The sequence below is a fragment of the Citrobacter sp. KTE30 genome (genome assembly GCF_000398825.1).
GTDB lineage: Bacteria > Pseudomonadota > Gammaproteobacteria > Enterobacterales > Enterobacteriaceae > Citrobacter > Citrobacter freundii.
Map to the genome: position 1 here is coordinate 2,199,142 of NZ_KB976055.1, position 24,492 is coordinate 2,223,633.

Sequence of the window (24,492 nt, forward strand, 5' to 3'; positions counted from 1 at the left end):
CAGAACAATTTACAGAGGTTTGCTATGTCTAAGGTCGTGGTTTTTAATCAATCAGGTGGCGCTGACGTCCTGACAATTGAGGATATACAGGTTCCGGCGCCAGGTGCTGATGACGTTCAGATCCGCGTGCGCGCAATCGGCATCAACCGGGCGGAAATTATGTATCGTACCGGCCAGTATATTTACCAACCCAAATTCCCGGCGCGTCTGGGCTATGAGGCTTCTGGCGTTGTTGAATCCGTGGGAGACAACGTGCGTGAGTTTGCGCCCGGCGATAGCGTCAGCGTCATCCCGGCTTTCAGCTTCCATGAGTATGGTATGTACGGTGAAGTCGTCAATGCTCCAGCCCATGCTGTCGTCAAACATCCAGAGAATCTTAGCTTCGAGGAAGCCGCGGCGAGCTGGATGATGTATGTGACCGCTTTCGGCGCGCTGGTTGAATATGCGGATATTAAGCCTGGTGATAACGTGCTGATCAATGCTGCTTCCAGCAGCGTCGGACTGGCGGCAATTCAGATTGCTAACATGCGGGGAGCAAAACCGATTGCGATGACGCGCACCAGTGAGAAACGTGCCCAGCTTCTGCAACTTGGCGCGGCAGAGGTTATCGCCAGCCAGGAGCAGGATCTGGTGGCGGAGATTAACCGGATCACTGACGGCAAAGGTACCCGCGTGGTCTTCGATCCGGTCGGTGGCCCTGGCGTGGCAAAAATTGCCCAGGTGATGCCTGCCGGCGGACTCTTTTTCCAGTATGGCTCTCTTGATGCGCGTGATTTGTCGATTCCGGTAATTGAGATACTCGGTCGTCATCTGACCTTCCGCGGCTATGAGATTTTCGAAATCACCGCGGACGCAGAAAAACTTTCGCGGGCGAAACGGTTTATCTTTGAAGGACTGCAATCCGGTAAGCTCAAACCGCTGATTGATAAAACCTTTGCCTTTGATGATATCGTTGAAGCACATCAATACATGGAAGCCAACGGTCAGGTGGGCAAAATCGTCGTCACCCTGTAATCCTTGTGCGGCACAGTCTTGTGCCGCAAATTACCCTCAAAGCACTTTCGACAAAAACTGCTGGGTGCGCGTGTGGCGTGGATGATTCAACACCTGCTCGCTGCTGCCCTGCTCGACGATTTTGCCATCAACCATAAACACCACCTGATCCGCCACTTCCCGAGCGAAGCCAATCTCGTGCGTCACCACCACCAGCGTGGTTCCCGACTTCGCCAGCGCTTTGATGACATCCAGGACTTCGCCCACCAGTTCAGGATCCAGTGCAGATGTAGGCTCATCAAACAGCATGACGCGCGGATTTAGCGCCAGTGCACGGGCAATAGCGATACGCTGCTGCTGACCGCCAGATAAGTGACGCGACCAGGCATCGGCTTTATTGCGCAACCCTACCGCATCAAGCAGCGTTAATGCCCGCTCGGTGGCGGCTTTACGCGATGCCAGTCCGTGCGCAATGGGTGCTTCAATAAGGTTCTCCAGCACCGTTAAGTGCGGGAACAGATTAAAGTTCTGGAACACATAGCCGACGTTAACCCGCTGGCGCAAAATTTCCGCCTCTTTCAGCTCATACAGCTTGTCTCCCTGCCGACGATAGCCAATGTAATCGCCATCGATTTGAATAAAACCCTCATCGACGCGTTCCAGATGGTTGATGGTACGCAGGAGTGTGGATTTCCCTGAACCGGACGGCCCGAGAATGACCGTAACCGTTCCGGGAGGGATCTCCAGCGACACATTATCCAATGCTTTGTGGCGACCAAAGTATTTGCTGACGCCGGTAATAGAAATATGACCTTCAGGCGAGTGGGACATGGACGGCCTCCTGCTGTGGACGTTGACGACTGCGTTTTTCTGCACGGCTCACCCGGACGGTGTTGATCGCTGAACGTCGTTCGCTGCGTGCCAGCGCACGTTCGACCAGATGCTGAATAAGCGACAGAATGCTGGTGATCACCAGATACCACACCGCACCCACCATCAGCAGCGGGATCACTTCCTGCGTGCGGTTGTATATCATCTGGATGGTGTAGAACAGCTCCGGCATTGCCAGCACGTATACCATCGCCGTCCCTTTCGCCAGGCTGATGATTTCATTGAAGCCAGCAGGCAAAATGGTGCGCAGCGCCTGCGGCAGAATAATCCGCAGCGTACGTCGCCCTGCCGGTAAGCCCAGTGCTGCCGCTGCCTCGTACTGACCGTGATCAACCCCCAAAAATCCACCACGTATAATCTCAGCGGTATAGGCGCTTTGCACCAGCGTCAGGCCAACCACCGCAGTGGAAAACTGACCGAGTACATTGATGGTCTCAAAACTTCCCCACTGAATGGGAGTAAACGGAATACCAATCGTCAGCGTGTCGTATAGATAGGAGAAGTTGTACAGAACGATTAGCACCACAATCAGTGGTAACGAACGAAACAGCCAGATGTACCCCCAGGCCAGACAGTTCAACAGCCAGGAAGATGAAAGCCGCGCCAGCGCCAGCAGACCGCCGATGAGAATACTCAACAGCGTCCCGATAAGTGTCAGTAACAGCGTTTGTCCAAGACCAGACAAAATCACCGGATCGAAGAACCAGCGGGCAAACACACTCCATTCCCAGCGCGGATTAAACGCCACAGACTGGAGAATCACCGCCAGGGCAAACAAAGCAATGATCGCGCCAACGGTGCGCATGGGGTAACGCGCCGGTACGACTTTAATGCTATCTGTCGTTTTCATCTTCTCTCCTCAGGCGATTCTGGCCTGACCGGCAATAGTCAGCAGTTTGGTAAAGCGCAGCCGTCCATCAAACGGTGGCTGGCTGTACTCTTCGGGATTGCGCGTCGTATCAAATTGCGGATCGTAGCCCTGGCTTAAATAAAGTCTGACGGCCTCCGGCTGGCGAAATCCTGTGGTCAGATATATCCGGCTGTAGCCCGCGAGTAGCGCCCGACGTTCCAGTTCCTGCACTACACGCGCCGCCAGTCCCTGCTGACGCAGGCTGCTTTTTGTCCAGATACGCTTAATCTCGGCAGTGTCCTTGTCGTAAGGTTTGTAAGCCCCGGTGGCGATAATTTCGCCGCCACGCTCCAGGATCACAAAAAGTCCCTGCGGTGCCAGATACCATTCGGTCAGTTCCACTTCAGCGTCACGAGAAAAATAATCGCCATAGCGGGCAGCATACTCACCGAACAGACCGTTCAAAATGGGCTGTAGCTCGCTGGCTTCAGGTGAGACCACGCGAAATTGATCGCTCACGATGACCTCCTTAATCGCCTAAACCGGCCGGGTTGATTTCAGATTGCGGAATGCGTTCCACCCCTTCTCCCCAGCGATTCAGCACCTTGTCATAATCGCCGTTGCCAATCACGCCGTTGAGGGCGGTTTGTACCGGCAGAACCAGACCGCTGTCCTTTTTCAGCGTCACAGCAATGTGTGCCGCTTTTGGCCAACCGCCATCAACACTACCCACCAATTGCGTTTTACCGTTGAGTGCAGCTTTCCATGCGCCGATTACATTAGGACCGAAGTAGGCATCGGCGCGACCTGACTGTAGGGCCAGGGTTTGCGCGGCATCATCTTTGGTATACACCGGCGTAAACGGCTGTAACCCTTTCTTCACGTTCTCATCGTTCCAGGCCAGCAGGATGGCTTCCTGGTTCGTCCCTGAACCGACGATAATGCGCAGTCCAGCGATATCTTCCGCCTGCTCGATTTTCTTCAGCTTGCTACCGGTTTTGACATAAAAGCCAAGAGAGTCCTTCCGATACGTCGCGAAATCGAATTTTTCTTTGCGTGCTTTGGTGACGGTAATATTGCTGATCGCGGCATCGTATTTGCCGGAAGTGACGCCCAGCGGCCAGTCTTCCCATGACGTAGGTACGACGTTGAGTTCCAGCCCCAAACTGTCAGCCACCAGACGCGCGATGTCCGCCTCGCTGCCGATCAGCGTCTTATTGTCATCGGCAAAGACGGTCAGCGGCGGTTGACTGAGCCCGGCAATCGCCACGGTGAATTTACCCGGTACGGCCAGGTGCAGATTTGCAGGCAATTGCGCAATCGCCTGCGGATTCTTTGCCGTATTGATCGGCGTTTTATTGGCTTCCAGACTTACGCCCGTGCCGTTAATCGTCACATCATTTGCCCAGACAGTCGCGCTGAAAGCCAGCGACAGCGCGAGGAATACTGATTTTTTCTGCATAGCGTTTTTCTCTTATTGTGCGAATTGATTTGCAGGTGTCGTTAATCCCAGGCTTGCGCGCAGGGTCGTACCGGGATATTCATGGCGGAACAGGCCCCGCGCCTGAAGCACAGGGACAACCTGTTCGACAAAACGCGGGAAGGTATCCGGCGTTCCGCCCTGGATAATAAAACCGTCTGCGGCTTTCTCGTCGAACCACTGCTGCAGGCCGTCGGCGACCTGTTCCGGCGTGCCGCTGAAACGCGGACGTGGGCTGGCCGCTTCCAGAGCAACCTGACGGAGTGTTAAGCCACGCTCGCGCGCGTTGCGTTTGATCTCATCAGTCGTACTGCGAAAGCTGTTTTGTCCGAGAGAGCCAAGATCCGGGAACGGTGCGTCCAGCGGATATTGGGCAAAATCATGATGTTCAAAGTAGCGGCCAAGATAGTTCAGCGCGTCGGTAACGGAGACCAGCGCAGCGGTAGTCTGATACTGCTGCTCAACGTCCTCTTCGCTGTCGCCAACAATAACGCTGACGCCCTGGAATATATGCAGTTGATCGGGATGTCGTCCGGCGATTTCCAGCTGACTTTTTACATCCTGATAGAACGCCTTAGCCTCTGCCAGCGACTCCTGATGGGTAAAAATGGCATCAGCATGCTGCGCCGCTAATTTTTTGCCATCAGCTGAAGCTCCCGCCTGAAATATAATCGGATGACCTTGTGGCGTACGCCCAATATTTAACGGCCCGGCGACCTGGAAATAATCTCCATGATGGTTTAGCGTGTGCAGTTTATGCGGATTAAAAAATTCCCCGCTTGTTTTATTACGGGTAAAAGCATCGTCTTCCCAGGAATCCCACAGTCCTTTCACTACCTGTAAATATTCATCGGCAATACGATAACGCTGGGCATGCTCCGGATGCTGAGCGCGAGAATAGTTTTTTGCCGATCCTTCCAGAGGCGACGTAACCACGTTCCAGCCCGCACGCCCGTTGCTGAGATGGTCCAGGCTGGCGAACTGTCGTGCGGTCGTAAACGGCTCGCTGTATGATGTGGACACTGTGCCAACCAGTCCCAGATTCTGGGTGATGCTGGCCAAAGCGGATAATACTGTTAGCGGCTCAAAACGATTTAAAAAGTGCGGGATTGATTTTTCATTAATATACAGACCATCGGCGACAAAAATAAAATCCAGCTTCCCTTTTTCCGCAATAAGCGCCGTCTCTTTGACAAACTCAAAATTAATACTGGCATCGGCCTGAGCCGCCGGGTGGCGCCATGCGGACATATTTCCCGATGCGCCATGCAGAATAGTTCCGAGCCGTAGTTGCCGATTTTCAGCCATAATAACCTCTACCCAACAGGTAAACTTAAAGGTGTGCGAATGCCGTTTTTGCTAACTGCGCAAAGTAATGTGCGGCAGGTTCAATTAAACGTTCGTCTGGATTAAATCCCGGGTGATGTAATCCGTATTCACTGGCGCTGCCAATACTGACAAATGCGCCTGGCGTATTTTGCAGGTAGACGGCAAAATCCTCCCCGCCCATATGCAGGTCAGCATGGTGAGTTGTGTAGCCTGACTGTTTCGCCACCGTGGTGGCGATATCGGCCCAACGCGCATCGTTCACCAACGCGGTCGGCCCTGCATGCCAGATAACGTCTATTTGTGCGCCAAAGGCATGGGCAAATCCGGCAGCGATGTCATTAACCCGTGCTTTAACCTGCTGCTGTACCTGAGTCCGGTGCGTTCTGAGCGTCCCTTCCAGCTCAACGGACTCTGGCAGTACGTTCCATGTATTTCCTCCCTGAATACGGGTCACGCTGAGTACCACCGAATCCAGCGTGTTAACGTCGCGACTGGCAACGCTTTGCAACACGGTTACCAACTGGCTGGCAAGCAGGATGGCATCTTTGCCTTCATGCGGACGCGCCGCATGTGCGCCCTTGCCATTTATACGCAGCATGAAGCGATCGACATTGGCATAGAACGCACCGCCGCGTGTGGCAAATTCGCCCACCGGCAAACCGGGCTCATTGTGCATACCAAAAATAGCCGCTACGTTTTGCAACGCACCGGCGCGGATCAACGTTTTTGCGCCGCCGAAACTCTCTTCAGCTGGTTGAAACAAAATTCGTACTCGCCCCGGTAAGGTTGTTTCCTGTTGTTTAAGCAGCAGTGCTGCTCCAAGCATGACGCTGGTATGGACGTCATGCCCGCAGGCATGCATCACGCCCGGTGTGAGGGAGCGAAACGGAACGTCGGCGCTTTCTTCTATCGGTAGCGCATCGATATCCGCTCGCAGCGCGATGACATCTTCTCCCTGGCCGATTTCCGCGACCAGACCGGTTTTCAGCTCGAACGGCAGAATGTCGACATCCGCAGCGTGCAACCAGGCCTGAATGCGCCCGGTGGTTGCTTCCTCCTGCAGGGAAAGCTCCGGGTGCTGATGTAATTCGCGACGCCAGTTGATAAGCGTTGAACTGAGGGTCATCAGAGCACCTCCACGGCATTATGGACTTGTGCCAACAAACGCAGCGATGTCAGCCGCGCGTGGCCCTCCGCCACTGGCGTGTCGATAATGAACTCATCAATACCAAATTGCGTATGCAGAGCATTCAGCTTTACCATCACCTCTTGAGCGGTGCCGTGTAACAACGCCAGTTCACGACGCGCGATTTTGCGTGGCGAACTACCCGCCTGTGCGGCGAATGCCAGGGCTTGCTCTTCGCTGGCGACTGTAACGCGTTGACCATTTTCCAGCTCAACGCCCCAGATTTGCACGTTTTCCGCCAGTTGCGCAGCGGTATCGTGACTGTCAGCCACAATCACCTGAACGGCGACTATCGTCGGGCGGTCGCTGTGGGTCTGCCAGAATGACAAAACCTCACGTAATAACGCTTTGTCACCGTTGAGGTGCGCAGCGAAGATAAAATTCCAGTCGGATTTCGCTGCTAACTGTGCGCTTTGCACACTGGCTCCGAGTACAAATCCTTCTGGCGGTATTGGTGGGATTGGCGTCGGGAATACCGTTTCCCCGCTTTCCGTTCCGTTCAGCGCCAGCCAGCCGTTAAGCTGAGAAAGCTGATCGGCAAAACTGCCTTTTTCTTCCTGATGCAGTCCATGCTGTAACGCCTGAGTCGACAACGGTAACCCGCCAGGGGCCTTCCCTACGCCGAGATCGACACGTCCAGGAGCCAGTGATGCCAGAAGATTGAAGTTTTCCGCCACTTTGTACGGGCTGTAATGTTGCAGCATCACGCCGCCGGAACCAACGCGGATACGCTGGGTTTGCCCGAGGATCCAGGCGATCACCAGCTCCGGCGATGGACTGGCCAGCTGTGGCGTATTATGGTGTTCCGCGATCCAGAAACGATGGTACCCCCACTCTTCCGCCAGTTGCGCCAGGCGCAACGTCCGGGAAAGCGCAGTCGCGGCAGTTTCACCTTCCCCGATGGGGCTTTTATCCAGAATACTCAGGCGATATGACATGTTACGAGCCTATGTTTGTTAACATGTCTTTATTATTAATTTATCAAATAGCCATATTGAAACATTTAATTCACATTTACTCAGCTAAAAAGTAGATAACAAACCCTGCAGCAGCCAGGGTTAAAATTTGGATCGCCCTGTACCGCTAAACTGAAAAACACCCGCAATTAATAGCCTACAAAATATAATAGGGTCGTTGATATCACGGTAATAACATCAAAATCTTTTCATGCCAGTTTTCTTTTTTCGAAATGGTTTTTTAGCGCAATTTACGTTAAGTCAGTTTAAACGACTTGTAACGTTATGCGCTTGTATTAATTGTTTCACTTTTATGACGCGGGATGAATGATTTACATGGAAATTTTTATTTTAACTACTTCCACAGAAATGATGATTAGTAGAGAATGCAACGTTTCTTATTAAAACGGTTGAAAACAGATTTCTAATATCCCCCGATTTTATTGCGGGGATTTTTGTATGGATTATACATAGCATCATGGGACCTCTATGAAAAGTAACATGCCCGTTACACAAATTGAGCACGCACTTAACGATAAAGCGACGCTGCTTTCTACGACGGATAAAGAAAGTCATATTACCTACGCCAACTCCGCATTTATTGATGCCAGCGGATTTAACGAACAGCAATTAATGGGCGAACCGCATAATATTATTCGCCATCCTGATATGCCTCCCGCGGCGTTCGCCGATATGTGGTACACGCTACAGCAGGGAGACAGCTGGACGGGGATGGTTAAAAACCGTCGGCAGAATGGCGACCATTACTGGGTTCGCGCCAACGTTACACCGGTCTGGCACAATGAAAAGCTCACTGGCTACATTTCAGTGCGTACCGTTCCTTCGCGCGATGAAATAACTCAAAGCGAAAGTTTATATCAAAAAATTAATAGCCAGCAGTTTAAAGGGTTTCGACTTTTTAAAGGCATCATCATTCGCCGCGGCATATTGTCATGGGCATCAATGTTTAAATGGCTGAGCATTAGCCAGCGCGTCAATTATTCTTTAGGGGTAATCGCCCTGCTCGCTGTGCTATTTCTTTTTGCTCCTGTTAATCCATTTATTCAGGCGGGAGGGTTGCTGTTCTTATTTCTGATGCTTGCTATTTACCTTAAGTATCAAATCTGTCAGCCAGTTAATACGCTACTGACGCAAATGAAGAAAGTGGTATCCGGGAGAAAACCTGATAACTGTCATTTAAATCGGGTGGATGAGATCGGAATGCTGATGCGCCTGGTTAATCAGTCCGGGCTTAATCTGAATTCACTGGTCGATGATGTCAGTACGCAAATATCCGGTATTCGCGCTATCAGTCAGCGAGTATCAAAAGAAGGTACGGCGCTGCATAAGCGTTCCGAAGAAACCTCCGCCGACCTGCAACAAACCGCTGCCGCCATTGAAGAAATTGGTAGCGCGGTACAGCAAACTGCTGAGACTGCGGCACATACTATGACCATGGCCGATAAAACCAGCGCCAATGCGGCAGAAGGCGGCGATATCATGAAACAAACTATCGCCATGATGCAGGCGATATCGCGTGACAACGGGCAGATCGTCGACATCATCGGCGTCATTGATAGTATCGCCTTTCAGACCAATATTCTGGCGCTCAATGCCGCGGTCGAGGCCGCGCGAGCCGGAGAGTCAGGACGCGGTTTCGCCGTTGTGGCGGCAGAGGTCCGTAATCTGGCACAGCACTCAGCGTCTGCAGCAAAAGAGATCAAACAGTTGATTGAGAAGAACGTCGCCAACGTGAATAGCGGCGTCAAAATGGTAGAACAAACGGAGACGCATCTTACCGGGATGATTGGCGATGTCCTGCAGATGTCGATGATGATCAAAGATATTAGTCTGGCGACGCGTGAGCAAACCCTGGCGCTGGATCTGATTAACGATTCGATTTCACGCGTAGGCACCATGACACACAATAATGCCGAGATGGTGGAACGTGTCACCGATGCTACCGCCGATCTGACTCAACGTTCATCGCGCTTACAGCAGGCCGTTCAGGTCTTTGGCGTATCAGCATAACCTTACGGCGCTTATCGGGTGAATGTCTCGATAAGCGCACTCCTCTCCAGGTATTTACGCCCTTTTCTTTTATTGGCTGAATCGAGGCCACACCGCGCCAGTGCAGGCTGTACAAAAATGCTGAATTCTTGTTATCGGGGCTTTGCGGAACCGAACAATTGAATGTAGGATGCTCGGCCGGCAGTTTTCCCCCGTAACACAATGAAGGGTAAGGCTGTTTTCGCCGCAGCAGGTGCGGCAAAAAGGATTTGTATTTTTGTCAGGTCAACAGGAAAAGTAATGAACACAAACAACACGCAAGCCGCGGAACAACATGCGGCGAAACGACGCTGGTTGAATGCCCACGAAGAGGGGTATCACAAAGCGATGGGAAATCGACAGGTACAGATGATCGCCATTGGCGGCGCAATTGGTACCGGGTTGTTTTTAGGGGCTGGCGCGCGCTTGCAGATGGCTGGTCCTGCTTTGGCGCTGGTTTATTTGGTGTGCGGTATTTTTTCGTTCTTTATACTGCGCGCGCTTGGCGAACTGGTTTTACATCGCCCTTCCAGCGGCAGCTTTGTCTCCTATGCCCGTGAATTTTTAGGTGAGAAAGCCGCCTATGTGGCTGGCTGGATGTACTTTATCAACTGGGCGATGACCGGCATTGTCGATATCACCGCGGTGGCGTTGTATATGCATTACTGGGGCGCATTTGGTGATGTACCGCAGTGGGTATTCGCCCTAGGCGCGCTGGCCATTGTCGGCACCATGAACATGATCGGCGTGAAGTGGTTCGCGGAGATGGAGTTTTGGTTTGCACTGGTCAAAGTGTTGGCGATTGTGATTTTCCTGGTGGTGGGTACCGTCTTTTTAGGCACTGGAAAGCCATTGGATGGTAACGCCACGGGTTTTCACCTGATCACCGACAACGGTGGATTCTTCCCACATGGCCTGCTGCCGGCGCTGGTACTGGTTCAGGGGGTGGTTTTCGCGTTTGCCTCCATTGAACTTGTGGGCACAGCTGCTGGAGAATGCAAAGATCCACAAACCATGGTGCCGAAAGCGATCAATAGCGTTATCTGGCGTATTGGTCTGTTCTATGTGGGTTCTGTCGTGCTGCTGGTTCTGTTACTGCCGTGGAATGCCTATCAGGCAGGGCAAAGCCCGTTTGTTACCTTCTTCTCCAAACTGGGCGTGCCGTATATCGGCAGTATCATGAATATCGTGGTGCTCACCGCGGCGCTTTCCAGCCTTAACTCTGGGCTGTACTGTACCGGACGTATTTTACGTTCCATGTCGATGGGCGGATCGGCGCCGAAATTCATGGCTAAAATGAGCCGCCAACAGGTACCCTGGGCTGGGATCCTCGCCACGCTGGTCGTCTATGTCGTCGGGGTATTTCTGAACTATCTGGTGCCGTCGCAGGTGTTTGAGATCGTGTTGAACTTCGCGTCGTTGGGCATTATTGCGTCGTGGGGCTTTATCATGGTCTGTCAGATGCGTCTGCGCCGGGCCATAAAAGAAGGTAAAACGGCAGACGTTAGCTTTAAACTGCCGGGCGCTCCGTTTACCTCGTGGCTAACCCTGGTGTTCCTGCTGAGCGTGCTGGTGTTGATGGCGTTTGACTATCCAAACGGCACCTACACTATCGCGTCATTACCGTTGATTGCCATCCTGCTGGTTGCAGGCTGGTTCGGCGTGCGTAAGCGCGTCGCGGAAATCCACCGCACCGCGCCGTAATGGCTGAAGGCCTGACAGGTTAACCCTTCAGGCCCTCTTTTTTAGTTCGCTTCAATCAACTGCGCTACATCGTTGCTGTTAATTTCCCGCGCGTTTCCATCCTGATCGGTATAACTGGTCATTCCCGTATCTTTATCCAGTTTTGGCTTACCCTGGGTGGTAATGGTTTGTCCGCTTTTGGTCGTCATGACGTAATCAGTGGTGCATCCTGCCAGGGTAAACAGCATTACGCCTGCACAAAGACAGATAAATGGCTTTTTCATGGTATTCCCGTGTTATTCAGTTAGCCGTTGAGGGCGTAGTGTAAGTCCCTGAAGTGGGTCGGGCTACTGGCGGGGTGTAACGAGGCGTATCGTGGGGTTTAGAGAAATGACAGGAGGGGTTTCCCCCTCCTGATTTTTTACAGCGCAATACGAATAACATCGTCCGGCTGGGTAGCTTCCTGCTCACGGGTAGATTTCTGTTTCACGCTGACGTACAGGGTTTTACCATCGGCAGAGAGCGCCAGGCTATTCGGGAATGTTGGGGTCTCGAATGTTTTGACGACTTTATAGCTTTTCGCGTCGATCACACTCACTTTACCGGCCTGGCGATGGGTCACGTAGGCTTCATTACGCGTCGGGTTGAACAGCACGGCAAGGGATTCCGGCGCGGCGACTTTTGCCAGTACGTTGCCGTTACGGGTGTCGATTACCAACACTTCCGCCGCTTTAGAGTCGGTGACAAATGCACGGTTGCCCGCTGTGTCCAGGCTCAGGTTGATAAAGAAATGCTCTTTGCCATCATCCAGCAGTTTTTTGCGGCTGAGAATTTTGTTGGTGGTGGTATCGATGGTAATGAATTCACCGTCCGCATTGGCGGTGTACAAGCGCTTAGCCTTGCTGTCGACAGCCAGAGCGGTGCTCATTTTGCCGGTATTTTGGATGGTGTCCTTCAATTTAATGGCATCACCGTCCACCACCCAAATCACGCTCTCTTTACCAATACCGCTAATGTATACCGTGTTAGTGGCGTCATCTGCGGCCAGCTCACGCGGTTGCAGCGGGCGAACATCTTCAGAACGCTTACGCGCATCCAGCACCAGACGTCCTTTCACCGCGCCCGTTTTAGCATCCATCGCCGTTACCGCGCTATTTACCGTGTTGCCGAACCACAGCGTTTGCGTGGCGTTATTGATGGTGGCACCAAACGGTTTGAGATCGTTATGAATCACCTGAGTCACTTCGAGGGTGACCGGGTCAAGGCGGTAAACCACCCCGCCGGTATCCAGTTTGCGGCTCTGTGAGGTCGCCAGCCACAGCGCGTTCTCTTGTTGGCTGTACGCCATTTCATAAGCGCCTTTACCGACGGCTTTGCGCAGCAGTTCTTCTGCAGCCTGCGTAGTAAAAGATGATGCAACGAGCAGTGAACCTAACAGTAAAGAACCACGCAGACGCGGTGAAAACAGATGACGTAAAGACATGACGACTCCCTTTGATAAATTCGTTTGTTACTGCTTCACATAGCTTCAATGAGCAAAATCATGGTTTTGCCTTTTTAAGAATGAGAATAGTAATCATTATTTATCTCAATGTGGAGTATTTATTCGCTTTCGGGTTGTAACCTTCTCATTTTCTCCATGAATAATCGCTTTTCATCCAGATAACGTCATTGGCATTTTACCAGACCTACATTTCGTACGAAGCAGGCCTGGTTACAGACATTCACCGTCTTCCACTCTTACGCATCAATCCTCAGCAAGACGAATAACTACCTTGCCGAAGTTTTTGCCGGTCAGCAGACCGATAAAGGTTTGTGGCGCATTTTCCAGGCCGTCGGTCACCTGCTCGCGGTAGTGGATTTTGTCCTCTTTAAGCCAGCGCCCCATCTCCCGCTGAAACTCCTGAATGCGGTGACCATAATCCTGACCAATGATAAAACCCTGCATCCGGATACGCTTTTTCAGCAGGGTTGCCATTAACAGCGGTAATCTGTCAGGTCCGGTCGGAAGCGACGTTGCGTTATAACCACTGACCAGGCCACAAAGCGGAATCCGCGCAGAAGTATTGAGCAATGGCAGAACGGCATCAAATACTTTTCCGCCGACGTTTTCATAATAAATATCAATTCCTTGTGGGCAGGCTTTTGCCAGTTGTTGCGCAAAATCTTGTGCGTGGTGATCGAGGCAAACATCAAAGCCCAGCACCTCTGTGGCATGTCGACATTTCTCTGCCCCACCAGCCACACCGATTACCCGACAGCCTTTAAGCTTACCGATCTGCCCAACCGTTGCGCCAACCGGCCCGGTTGCGGCGGCTACCACCAGCGTTTCTCCCGCTTTCGGCTGACCGATATCCAGCAGGCCCATATAAGCGGTAAACCCCGGCATACCCATAACACCCAGCGCCCAGGAGGGATGTTCGGGATGAGCGCCAAGCTTCACCAGTCCGTTACCGTCGGAGATGTCATAGTCCTGCCAACCGCTGTAGCTCAATACCCATTCGCCTGGCTGGTAGTCCGGATGGCGGGATGACACCACGCGACTTACGGTACCACCCACCATAACACCACCAATCTCTACTGGTGGTGAGTAAGATGGCTCATCGCTCATGCGGCCACGCATGTAGGGATCGAGGGAAAGATAAACAGTGCGCAGCAAAACCTGGCCTTCGCCCGGGGATGCCACCTCATCTTCTTCAAGACGGAAGTTCTCTGGGACTGGCGCGCCATGTGGACGGGAAGCCAGTACCCAGCGACGGTTACGATTAGTCTGTTGACCCATGATGTGCTCCTCTGCTTTTGGCATGAATCCATCAATAGTAGCAGTCTGCGCCTGCTATTTAGCTGACGACGTGGTTTAACCGCACAACCAGGTAAACGCAGGGTTTCGCGGTTTCATTGATAAACCGACAGTCATTCGGCGGGCCAAGTTCCAGGCAATCACCTGCCTGCATTTCATGGCGTATGTCCCCTTCCACAAAAACTAATTCCCCCTGCTGTAACCAGATAAGTTGTCTGGCCTGCACATAGGAAGAAGCTGGCATCGGGATATCACTTCCGGCGGGTAATTCAATCTGCACCAGATCGATAGGTAGATCGCTGCGCGGTGAAACATGGCGGCGCAGATAGTGGCTTTGCGGATCGTGCCAGACGGGCTGGTCAGCGAAGCGCAGCAGCTTGCCCTCCTGCATTTCAGCGCGCGCAATCAGGGTAGACATGCTGATGCCAAACGCACCGGAAAGTCTACCCAGCAGCGTAGCCGTTGGACTACTCTCGCCGCGTTCTATTTTATGGATCATGGCCCGCGACACGCCCGCGCGCTCGGCAAGTTCCGTGAGTGACCAACCGCGAGATTCCCGCTCAATGCGAATTCTTGCACTGATCCGTTGATTTATACTGTCTTCAATAGTATTCATATTGTAATACTATAGTGAACAAGCCCTGAGGTTCAACATGTCAATTCGATTTGCCAGCAAAGAAGACTGCGCCGCCATTGCAGAAATCTACAACCATGCGGTACTGCATACGGCGGCTATCTGGAATGATCAAACGGTCGATGCCGAAAACCGTATTTCCTGGTATGAATCCCGACAATTGATGGGGTATCCGGTACTGGTGAGTGAAGAGAATGGCGTGGTTACGGGATACGCCTCCTTTGGCGACTGGCGTAACTTTGATGGCTTCCGTCATACCGTTGAACATTCGGTGTATGTCCATCCAGAACATCAGGGAAAAGGACTCGGACGAGCACTACTCAGCAGACTGATAGACGAAGCCCGCGCATGCGGCAAGCATGTAATGGTGGCAGGGATTGAGTCTCAGAATCAGGCATCACTGCATCTGCACAGCTTGCTGGGCTTTAAAACCACCGCGCAAATGCCACAGGTTGGAACCAAATTTGGGCGGTGGCTGGATCTGACCTTCATGCAGTTGCAGTTAGACGATCGTCGTGAACCGGATGCCCTTAGATGAACCAGACGCTGACCCTCTCCTTTCTGATTGCCGCTGGTATTGGTCTGGTGGTGCAAAATACCTTGATGGTACGCATCACGCAGACGTCCTCGACGATCCTTATCGCCATGTTACTTAACTCGCTGGTCGGGATCGTGCTGTTTGTCAGCATATTGTGGTTTAAGCAAGGTTTAGCAGGGTTTGGTGAATTGGTTTCCAGCATACGCTGGTGGACACTCATCCCCGGCTTGTTGGGATCGTTCTTTGTTTTCGCCAGCATTAGTGGATATCAAAATGTAGGCGCTGCCACGACGATTGCGGTACTGGTTGCCAGCCAGCTTATCGGGGGGCTGATACTGGATATTCTGCGTAGTCACGGCGTGCCGCTACGGGCGTTGGTGGGCCCAATCTGTGGTGCGGTACTGCTGGTGATCGGGGCATGGCTGGTGGCAAGACGTTCGTTTTAATTGCGCTTATCCGACCTACAGAACGCGCCTGTAGGCCGGATAAGATCCGGCGAGGAAATATCAAAGAATAGTGCCGCCTTTGGTCAACTGTTCGCGACGGGCTTCCATATCTTCTTTATGCTGACGGCCATGATGGGCGATAGCCGTACGCAAACGCTGTTGCTGGGTATAGCGGTCTTCCCGGCTCAACGCGACATCATCGCTGAGCTCAATCAGCAATTCATTCATATGCGTAATGACGCTCTCCTCAATGGCGGCATCAACACGTGCGCTGACCTCATCCAGATGCGACATAACCTCTCCTTAACTCATTAATTTAATTTTGCTTTTGAAAAATCACTGCCCATCAGGCTAACGCTGTATCCGCTGACGTTGCTACGCGTAGCGTAGAACGTTTTACCGTTTGCCAGGGCTATCCAAGGAGCCTGCTGGTAGAAAATCTCTTGTGACTGCTGGTAAAGCGCGGCGCGCTCTTCCGGTTTGCTCACCAGTTTCGCCTTTTCAACCAGCGAATTATACTCTTTATCGCACCAGCGCGCGGCGTTAGATCCGGTTTTTATGCTGTCGCAGCCCAGCAGCACATCCGCGAAGTTATCCGGATCGCCGTTGTCTGACATCCAACCAAACAACGCGGTGTCATGCTCACCTTTACGCATTCCGGAGAGATATTCACCCCACTCATACGATACAATTTTCGCCTTCACGCCCACCTTTGCCCAGTCGCTCTGGATCATCTCGGCAATCCGTCGGGAGTTCGGGTTGTATGGGCGCTGGACCGGCATTGACCACAACGTCGCTTCAAAGCCATTTTCCAGCCCTGCCTGCTTCAGAAGGTCTTTCGCTTTTTGCGGGTCGTAAGCGTAATCCTGCAGATCTTTATTGAACCCCAGCATATTCGGCGGAATCGGTGATTTTGCCACCGTACCAGAACCTAAAAAGACAGCGTTAATAATGGCCTTTTTGTCCGTTGCGTAGTTCAAAGCCTGACGCACCAGTACGTTATCAAACGGTTTTTTCTCGGTATTAAACGCCAGATATCCAACGTTCAGCGCGTCAACCGAATGCAGCGTCAAATCTTTATTCTTTTTAATCTCGTCAAACTGTACGGGCGCAGGTGCTGGGATTATTTGGCATTCATTGGTTTGCAGTTTTGCCAGCCGCGTCTGGACGTTTGGCGTGATTGAGAAGATCAGGTGTTTCGTTGGAACGGCGCCATCCCAGTAGTTAGGGTTGGCAAGATAGCGGATTTGCGAGTCCTGCTTGTACTGCTGCAGCACGTAAGGCCCGGTGCCAATAGGCCAGTTGTCGACGTTTTCCGGTGTACCTTTTTTCAGCATCGCGTCGGCATATTCCGCAGAGAGAATCGAGGCAAAATCCATTCCCCAGTCGGCAAGAAACGCAGCGTTAGGTTCATTCAGGACAAACTGAACGTGATAATCATCGAGCTTCTTAACTTCTTTAATCAGTTTATCCAGACCGACATCGTTAAAGTATTCATAGCTTCCCTGAGAAACCTTGTGATACGGATGATCGGCATCCTTCTGCCGTAATACCGAGAAAATCACGTCGTCAGCGTTGAAGTCGCGGGTCGGTTTAAAGAATTTATTACTGTTGAATTTCACGCCTTGACGCAGGGTAAAGGTGTAAGTCTTACCGTCCGGAGAAATCGTCCAGTCCGTTGCCAGAGATGGTACCGGGGTATTCTTTACCGGATCAAAGTTGATGAGTCGGTTGTAGAGCACTTGTGAACTGGCCACAAATGAGGGACCGGAACTGGCAATTTGCGGGTTAAATGACTCCGGCGATGCTTCAGAACAATAGATGATGGTGTCAGTATTGGCCGCGAACGCAACGCCTGACGGTATGACGGTGCTGAGAGCCAGCGCGAGTAACGTTTTCCTTGCAATCATGGTTATAAGCCTTCTTATTTTATTATTAACCGAGATATCAGAGCATAGCTGACAAAAACTGACCAATAACAAATCACTATCAGGTTATTCTAATCCGGTGTATTTCGCTGAATAATTCATCACCCTAAGCGAATTAATTTCCCTTAAGTCTTTTTCAAAACGTCAAGATTTTTCCCGGCACTCTATGCCATGAAAATTAGCCCCTTTTTGCCTCTCTTTCTCCGTTTGCTCGTTTTTATAAAACGTAAAGTAGATACGTGAAGAAGTCTAAGGGGTAACAACGTGGCAAAAACTCTCTTGCGCAGCGGCAATTTGGATGACTATCAGGCCGTGGGCGGCGGTGGTCAGGCCGTTTTTGATTCAGCATTGCAAATTCGTGAAACGCTTCGTCTGCGTAAACAGCAGGCGATGGTGGATTGTTTGGCGATCCCACAAATTAACGACAACGGCGATCGGGTTGACTGGTATTCCCCGATAGAAGGGAAAGCCGTGGCGTGGAAAGCCGCTGATGAAGAAGCACGTTTTCGTGCGCTGCGCTATCTGGGAAGCACGCTGGAAAATGCTGCGGCTCTGAGCCGTAAAAGCCTGCAGTCGGGAAAAACCTCCCTACAGCTGTTTGGCTCTCTGCTCGAAAAAGCCATCCAGTTTCCCGGTGAAAACCACGTGTTTCTGGTTGATGGCAAACCCGTTATTACGTTCTGGGGCTTCGTCAATCTGAATGAAAATCCCCGCGACGATGTGCTCGATTGCCTGCAACTTGCCGATATTCCTCCTGTCGTTACCGTAGCAGAGCCGGAACAGGAAGAAGAAATCCCCCCGGAAATCACCTTCGCCGAGGCTGATGCGCCTTTATTGACGCCAGTCGTCGAGCTGGCTAAACCGGCTGAACCTGAGCCACAGCCACCGGTTATAGTTAACGAACCGGAGGTTACACCGCCGCTGGCACAAGAGAAACCTGCGCGCCGCCTGCCGCTGTGGAGCCTGCCCGTTGCCGCAGTCATCATTGCCGCCATCGTTGGGCCGCTGCTGTGGAAGCAACAGACCACCCAGCCCGTACCCGAAGCCGCCGCTGTTGAAGTCGCTAAGATTGATATGGCACCACTGCCAGCACTGGCATCTGCTCTGCCTTTGCATCGTGCTGAAGTGACTCCAGCTGCGAAGAAAGAGAAACCTGTAGAAGGACCGGTGGTGATCGCCGCGATTCCAAAAGATGCGCTGGTGATGGATGCCAATCAGATGAAGGCAGGAACGACGCGTTTCCTCAATGGTAACTGGCGCGTCCTGGTCGATGTTAAAGATCCGGTGAGCGGCAAAGCGCCGTCGCTGCGCTATCAGATCCAGGCCAATAAAGGCACTGCTCGCGTAGTTCATGGTGACAATATTGTTTGTCGTGCCGAGATTTTCTCCGGTTTGCACCAGTCGGGTGAATTAATGATTAAGAGTCGCGGCAATGCTCGTTGTACAGACGGGTCACGTTATCCGATGCCTGAAATTACCTGCAAAGCGGGAACCAACGACGTCGCCGCCTGTACCGCGCGTTATGATGATCACGCGGAAATCCCTCTGACAATCAAAAAGATAGGTGCCTGATTCTATGTTGGTGAATCTGTGTGATTACAAGCAGAGCGTGACGCTCATCGCCAATAGCGGTGTTCAATTCCTGGATTTTGGCCTGACGCCGCAGGAATCTGCGCACCATGGCCGCTTTGTGCGCAAAACGGCAAACGGTCCCCTGCTACGGCTGGATTTCGATCTGGCAACGGGTCGCTATACCTTGCCTGGCAGCACTGGCGGTCAGCCCGAAGTGGTGAAGCCGGAAAGTACCCAGACGCTGCATTATTCGCTGGATGTCCTCGACGGTGTCTGGCTGCCGCTGCCGTTTCTGCGCTTTAACCCACCGCGCACGTTTGTTGAAGGCCCGGATAACTGGGCGCGCGTGCAGGTACGAAAACTGGCGCAACCCGACAGCACGGGCAACACCCACCGCGTTACCGTGGCGCTGGATAGCCAGCTCACTGAAAATGCCCCTGCAGCGTTAACGCCTAATGAAAACGACCTGCTCAACGGGACACGATTCGCTCTGGCCTGGCATGACAGTGAAATTGCTGATTTCCTTGACCAGACCTGGATTGACGGCTGGTTGCGCGAATCTTTTATGCACCATGTCACCCAACATGAGAATCGCTCAGAACAAGAGATCCAGCTGGCGCTGCGTAACTTTGAATACCAGGCGCACTGGCTGAATGTGCTGACTCTGTTAGGCGAGCAGCTTTCTGTCCCGGAAGTGAAACTGGTTACGCATACCCTTAGCACACCCGCTATTCCCGTCGATCTTATTTTAGATATCGGTAATACCCATACCTGTGGCGTCCTGATTGAAGATCACGGGGATGCCAATGACGGGCTGCGTCAGACCGCTGAATTGCAGGTCCGTTCGTTAAGCGAGCCGCAGTTCCTCAACGATCCGCTGTTCACCAGCCGGCTGGAGTTTTCCGAAGCGCGCTTTGGTAAGCAGCATTTTTCCGTTGAGAGCGGACGTGATGACGCCTTTATCTGGCCGTCGATTGTGCGTGTGGGTGATGAAGCCCGTAAGCTGGCGATGCAGCGTATGGGCACCGAGGGCAATAGTGGGATCTCCAGCCCGCGCCGTTATCTGTGGGATGAAACGCCGGTGTTACATGACTGGCGCTTTAGCCAGATGAATGGCAAAACCCAGCGCGAGCCGCTGGCTACCGCCTTCCCGCTGATGAACCTGATGAACGATGACGGGCAACCGCTGTTCAGCCTGCCGCAGGACGATCGTCTGCCGGTATTCTCACCGCAATACAGCCGCAGCACGCTGATGACGCATATGTTATGCGAAATACTGGCCCAAGCGCTGGGGCAAATTAACAGCGTAGCGACGCGGTTGCGCCTCGGATTCCCGGCATCTCCTCGTCAGTTACGGACGCTGATCCTGACCCTACCGTCGGCGATGCCCAAACAGGAGCGCGAGATTTTCCGCCTGCGCATGTTTGAAGCTATTGCCCTGGTCTGGAAAGCAATGGGCTGGCACCCGCAGGATGAAGACTTCACTACCCGTAAACAGCAGGAAAAGAGTGTGGTTCCCGTACCTGAAATTCAGATGGAATGGGATGAAGCCAGCTGCGGGCAACTGGTGTGGCTGTATAACGAGGCTATCTCTCACTACGATGGCCACACCGAATCATTCTTTAACGCCCTTGCCCGCCCGGACCGTTTGCCGGAACCCGGTGAGACTAAAGGTCGGGCGCTGCGCGTGGCATCGATCGACATTGGCGGCGGGACAACGGATATGGCCGTCGTCCATTATCAGCTTGATGACGGCGTCGGCGCGAACGTTAAAATTACCCCGCATTTGCTGTTCCGTGAGGGTTTTAAGGTGGCAGGCGATGACATGCTTCTGGACGTGATTCAGCGTTGCGTGTTGCCTGCGCTGCAAACCCGCTTACAACAAGCTGGCGTGACCGATGCCGCTGCATTGCTGGCCACGCTGTTTGGCGATTCCGGTCGTATCGATACCCAGGCGATTTTGCGTCAACAAACGGCATTGCAGCTCTTTATGCCACTCGGTCATGCGGTACTCAGTGCCTGGGAACAAAGCGATATTAACGATCCGGTCGCTGGTCTGCATGCCACATTCGGAGAACTCCTGAGCCAACGACCAACGCGCAACGTGATGAACTACATCCAGCAGGCTATCGACCATGCGTTGCCAGCAGGTTCGCCAGCATTTGATGTTCTGAGCGTGCCGTTGCAGGTACAGTTCAGGCAGTTACAAGAAGCTCTGTTAGCGGGGCAATTTACCCTGACTTCCCCGCTGCACGCGGTTTGTGAGGCTATTTCACATTATCGCTGCGATATTTTATTAGTGACCGGCAGGCCCGCCTGTTTACCGGGCGTACAGGCGTTGATCCGCCATCTGCAACCTGTTCCGGTTAACCGTATGATCTGGATGGATAACTACCGCGTGCATGAGTGGTATCCGTTCAGCCAACAAGGGCGGATTGGTAATCCCAAATCCACCGCGGCAGTCGGCGCCATGCTGTGCAGCCTGGCGCTGGATTTGCGTTTGCCGCGTTTTAACTTTAAAGCTGCCGATATCGGCGCTTACTCGACCGTACGTTATCTTGGCGTACTGGATAACACGGTCAATACCCTGCGCGATGAGAACATCTGGTATCACGATATTGATCTGGATAAACCCGGTGCGAAGCTGGATGCCCGGTTGCACTTCCCGTTACGTGGCAACGTGACGTTAGGATTCCGGCAACTGGCAAACAGCCGCTGGCCTGCCACGCCGCTGTATACGCTCAGCATAAATTCCGCCGAACTGGCAAAAACCATCGCCGGAGATGGCGTGTTGAATGTACGGCTGCAGCTACGCGGCGGCAGCAAAGAAAGTGGCCCAGAATTCTTCGTCCTGAGCGATGCCTGGTTACAGGATGGCACCCCCGTTGCCGCCAATGCCTTAACGTTAAAACTGAATACGCTGGCAGACCGTCGCCATAGCGGAAGCCATTACTGGATCGATAGCGGGAGCGTGTACCTGAAATGAGTAAGATGTTTAATACCGCGCAGGCCGCCATCGAGTGGGTGGTAGATACCCGTCAACGTGCGGCGCGTCTTGATGATGAAGCGGATGCCCTGCTGGCACAGCTTACGCTAGCCGCAGTGAGTGAATCTGCGCTGGAGACAACCTTTTCATCGCAAGGATGTATAGGGTTATACGGACATTCACAATCGGCAAAAGCACATCTGCTTGCGGCATTGTGCAGCAATGCCACTGGCAAAGTGAATATTGTTACCCCGGATCGCAGCTTTGATTATTTCTCGCATATTAATCCTGGCCATGCGCCAACCAATATGGCGATCCGCTTTACGCGCGATGAAAATCCGCATGATAGCGAATGGCCGTTGCGTCTGCGGTTACTCAGTGAAGCGGAACTGGTACAGCTATTTATCGCCCAGTTCAGCGCGCTCCCGGATAACCGGCAGGTCGAGAAATCGATTATTGAGGCGCGCCTGGAAAAATGGCAAACGCTACGTCAGCGTCACCCTGTGCCGGGCATTACCGCACATGATGTTGCGGCAATCGGTCGTTTCTGGCGCTCCTGCGTACCGGCAAACCAGCAGCAAATTGACGATGCGCTATGGCACCAGTTTGCCACGTTGCTGCCCGCACTGGATCTGACTACCCGGGCAAACGCCTGGGCACTACTGTGGGGAGAACAACCAGAGCTGACGCAGCAGTGGCTGACTCTGGCGCACACGTTGCAACAAACCGGACACGCGCAAGAATTAGCGGCCCCGCTGAGTCTGCTGGTTGATCATTTTGGTTTACCTGCCGAAAGTTTCCTGACCCAGGTGGCATTGACCGGCAATAATGAGGCGCAAAGCGATGTGGTGGTTCATCCGATTGAAAATCATCAGTTGCTCAATGCAGTTAGCCTTTCTTTGTCGTCACTGGCGCTGCTCACGCGCGAACTGATCCTGACGGTTGAAGACGCAGTGCTGGAGAATGTCGATCTGCTCGATATTCCCCTCGCCCCGGATACTCATCCGCATCCACTGTGGCAGGCAAAATTAGGCTGGATGCTGGAACATTATCGCCAGCACCTGCAACCGGATGTGCTCTTAATCTGCAACGCTGTCTCTACCCGCGCCCAGACGCCCGCCATCACCCGCAAGCTATTGGGCTGGGTTAACGATACTCAACCCGTCCACGACGCCGCATTGCCAGGCGTGGTCTGGGCCATTACCCCGCAGGATGCGCGTTTTAGTACCCAGCAAAATCTTGACGAATCCGTGCAGCAATTAATGGGCAAACCCGGACTGCACTGGGGCACGCTGCAGGCGCTGGATAAACACAGCTTACAACGCCTCGTCGAATGGTTGACTCAGGCAACCTCACCACAGCAGCGCCAGGCCAGGCTGACCTCCCTGCGTGAACAGCACCAACAGCGCGTACGCGAAACCCTAATCGGCTGGATTAATCCCGTTGAGACCGAATCAGCAAGCAATGAGTCAGTGATCCGCCAGCTACAGGCTCAGGCGGCAAAGCATGGCGAACTGCTGGATGGTTTGCTCCCGCCGATGCGCATTTTTGAGTCGCTGCTGCGTATTCAGCAACCGCGCGAGGAGCAGGTAAGTGGTTTATTTAATGAAGAGATTGACCTGTTTGCCGAAGTGCGTGACACAATGCACTCACCGGAAAGCCAGGAGACCGGATATCAGGCACACAAAATGTGGATTAACCACGTGCGCCAGTGGTGTCGCGATGAAAATAATGCCCGCCGTTTACGACTCGATCCCCGTACGTTAAGGCAGGTTGCTGACATCCTCGTCACCACCAGCTATCGCCTGGAGATGCCGCAACGCTTACAGCGCATTATGCAGCGCGAAAGCGTCTGTGCCGCGCAGCTATACGCCGATATCGGTGATTTTATTACTTGGCTTGGATTTGCCGACGTTGCAGAGGAGCAACGCCCTGCCAGCAGGATCCAGAAAGGAACGGCTATTTTTAGCGCGCCGAAGCAACAGCCGATGTTACGCCTGACGAAGCTGGATGAACAACCTTCGCACGGCGCAAGCCGCTACGTATACGACTGGCTGGTCGCTTTGTATACCCGTGCGAATGAGAACGTGGGGTATCAGCATCCACAGGATGTCAGCGAAGTCGACAAAAAGCGATTAGATGCCCTGCTTTCCGCCTGAAGCGGCGTTTAC

At 52.9% G+C, this 24,492-nt stretch carries 19 protein-coding genes and 1 pseudogene; 8 read left to right on the forward strand and 12 right to left on the reverse strand.

Annotation, left to right across the window (positions count from 1 at the left end; translation table 11 throughout):
* Positions 1–24 precede the first annotated feature (24 nt).
* Complete coding sequence (locus WC1_RS12570; protein ID WP_016150267.1) at positions 25–1,014, forward strand: zinc-dependent alcohol dehydrogenase family protein; 990 nt, start codon at positions 25–27, stop codon at positions 1,012–1,014.
* A gap of 36 nt (positions 1,015–1,050) precedes the next feature.
* Here the strand turns inward: WC1_RS12570 and WC1_RS12565 are convergent, their stop codons facing one another.
* The 6 genes and pseudogenes from WC1_RS12565 to WC1_RS12535 all read right to left on the reverse strand — a co-directional run bounded on the left by WC1_RS12565 (position 1,051) and on the right by WC1_RS12535 (position 7,667).
* Complete coding sequence (locus WC1_RS12565) at positions 1,051–1,824, reverse strand: amino acid ABC transporter ATP-binding protein (RefSeq protein ID WP_003836184.1); 774 nt, start codon at positions 1,822–1,824, stop codon at positions 1,051–1,053.
* Positions 1,808–2,734: an amino acid ABC transporter permease gene (locus tag WC1_RS12560; RefSeq protein WP_003836182.1), complete on the reverse strand. Its 927-nt coding sequence runs from the start codon at positions 2,732–2,734 to the stop codon at positions 1,808–1,810. The genes WC1_RS12565 and WC1_RS12560 overlap by 17 nt, the downstream gene beginning before the upstream one ends.
* Positions 2,735–2,743: 9 nt before the next feature.
* Positions 2,744–3,253, reverse strand: a complete 510-nt coding sequence (locus tag WC1_RS12555; RefSeq protein ID WP_003843710.1) for a GNAT family N-acetyltransferase — start codon at positions 3,251–3,253, stop codon at positions 2,744–2,746.
* 10 nt (positions 3,254–3,263) lie between these two features.
* Positions 3,264–5,522: pseudogene (locus WC1_RS24855) on the reverse strand (NtaA/DmoA family FMN-dependent monooxygenase).
* Positions 5,523–5,547: 25 nt separating this feature from the next.
* A complete protein-coding gene (locus WC1_RS12540) occupies positions 5,548–6,669 on the reverse strand; it encodes an amidohydrolase (protein ID WP_016150269.1) in 1,122 nt (373 codons plus the stop codon).
* Positions 6,669–7,667 (reverse strand): MsnO8 family LLM class oxidoreductase, encoded by a 999-nt coding sequence (locus tag WC1_RS12535; RefSeq protein ID WP_016150270.1) that lies wholly within the window; start codon positions 7,665–7,667, stop codon positions 6,669–6,671. Before WC1_RS12535 ends, WC1_RS12540 begins: the two co-directional genes overlap by 1 nt.
* Positions 7,668–8,174: 507 nt before the next feature.
* On the opposite strand from WC1_RS12535, the gene WC1_RS12530 reads away from it, so the two are divergent.
* Positions 8,175–9,716 carry a methyl-accepting chemotaxis protein gene (locus WC1_RS12530; RefSeq protein ID WP_016150271.1) on the forward strand — a complete coding sequence of 514 codons (1,542 nt, stop codon included), beginning with the start codon at positions 8,175–8,177 and terminating at the stop codon, positions 9,714–9,716.
* Between the two features lie 279 nt (positions 9,717–9,995).
* Positions 9,996–11,438, forward strand: coding sequence for an L-asparagine permease (gene ansP / locus WC1_RS12525; RefSeq protein ID WP_003843715.1), 1,443 nt, complete (start codon positions 9,996–9,998; stop codon positions 11,436–11,438).
* 41 nt (positions 11,439–11,479) lie between these two features.
* Here ansP and WC1_RS12520 read toward each other — a convergent pair whose 3' ends face one another.
* The 4 genes from WC1_RS12520 to WC1_RS12505 form a co-directional block, all read right to left on the reverse strand.
* The gene (locus tag WC1_RS12520) at positions 11,480–11,701 is read right to left on the reverse strand and encodes a YgdI/YgdR family lipoprotein (RefSeq protein WP_003020157.1); all 222 of its coding nucleotides are present in this window, start codon (positions 11,699–11,701) and stop codon (positions 11,480–11,482) included.
* Between the two features lie 137 nt (positions 11,702–11,838).
* A complete protein-coding gene (locus WC1_RS12515) occupies positions 11,839–12,900 on the reverse strand; it encodes a 7-bladed beta-propeller protein YncE (RefSeq protein WP_003020161.1) in 1,062 nt (353 codons plus the stop codon).
* A gap of 264 nt (positions 12,901–13,164) precedes the next feature.
* Positions 13,165–14,199, reverse strand: a complete 1,035-nt coding sequence (locus WC1_RS12510; RefSeq protein ID WP_016150272.1) for an NADP-dependent oxidoreductase — start codon at positions 14,197–14,199, stop codon at positions 13,165–13,167.
* A gap of 58 nt (positions 14,200–14,257) precedes the next feature.
* A complete protein-coding gene (locus WC1_RS12505; protein ID WP_003020168.1) occupies positions 14,258–14,833 on the reverse strand; it encodes a helix-turn-helix domain-containing protein in 576 nt (191 codons plus the stop codon).
* A 37-nt stretch (positions 14,834–14,870) separates the two neighbouring features.
* Between WC1_RS12505 and mddA the strand changes: the two genes are divergently transcribed.
* Together mddA and WC1_RS12495 are read left to right on the forward strand one after the other, a co-directional pair.
* On the forward strand, positions 14,871–15,389 hold the full coding sequence (gene mddA, locus WC1_RS12500; RefSeq protein ID WP_003836165.1) for a GNAT family N-acetyltransferase: 519 nt from the start codon (positions 14,871–14,873) through the stop codon (positions 15,387–15,389).
* Positions 15,386–15,835: a DMT family transporter gene (locus WC1_RS12495; RefSeq protein WP_016150273.1), complete on the forward strand. Its 450-nt coding sequence runs from the start codon at positions 15,386–15,388 to the stop codon at positions 15,833–15,835. Before mddA ends, WC1_RS12495 begins: the two co-directional genes overlap by 4 nt.
* Before the next feature lie 60 nt (positions 15,836–15,895).
* On the opposite strand, the gene WC1_RS12490 is transcribed toward WC1_RS12495, so the two are convergent.
* Both WC1_RS12490 and WC1_RS12485 read right to left on the reverse strand, forming a co-directional pair.
* Positions 15,896–16,129 carry a YdcY family protein gene (locus WC1_RS12490; protein ID WP_003020183.1) on the reverse strand — a complete coding sequence of 78 codons (234 nt, stop codon included), beginning with the start codon at positions 16,127–16,129 and terminating at the stop codon, positions 15,896–15,898.
* Between the two features lie 17 nt (positions 16,130–16,146).
* A complete protein-coding gene (locus tag WC1_RS12485) occupies positions 16,147–17,745 on the reverse strand; it encodes an ABC transporter substrate-binding protein (protein WP_003836160.1) in 1,599 nt (532 codons plus the stop codon).
* 282 nt (positions 17,746–18,027) lie between these two features.
* Between WC1_RS12485 and WC1_RS12480 the strand changes: the two genes are divergently transcribed.
* Genes WC1_RS12480 through WC1_RS12470 form a run of 3 tightly spaced genes read left to right on the forward strand, consistent with a single transcriptional unit; the run spans position 18,028 to position 24,480 of the window.
* Positions 18,028–19,335: an SrfA family protein gene (locus tag WC1_RS12480; RefSeq protein ID WP_016150274.1), complete on the forward strand. Its 1,308-nt coding sequence runs from the start codon at positions 18,028–18,030 to the stop codon at positions 19,333–19,335.
* Between the two features lie 4 nt (positions 19,336–19,339).
* Positions 19,340–22,321: a virulence factor SrfB gene (locus WC1_RS12475; RefSeq protein ID WP_016150275.1), complete on the forward strand. Its 2,982-nt coding sequence runs from the start codon at positions 19,340–19,342 to the stop codon at positions 22,319–22,321.
* A complete protein-coding gene (locus WC1_RS12470; protein ID WP_016150276.1) occupies positions 22,318–24,480 on the forward strand; it encodes a virulence factor SrfC family protein in 2,163 nt (720 codons plus the stop codon). Before WC1_RS12475 ends, WC1_RS12470 begins: the two co-directional genes overlap by 4 nt.
* Positions 24,481–24,492 lie beyond the last annotated feature (12 nt).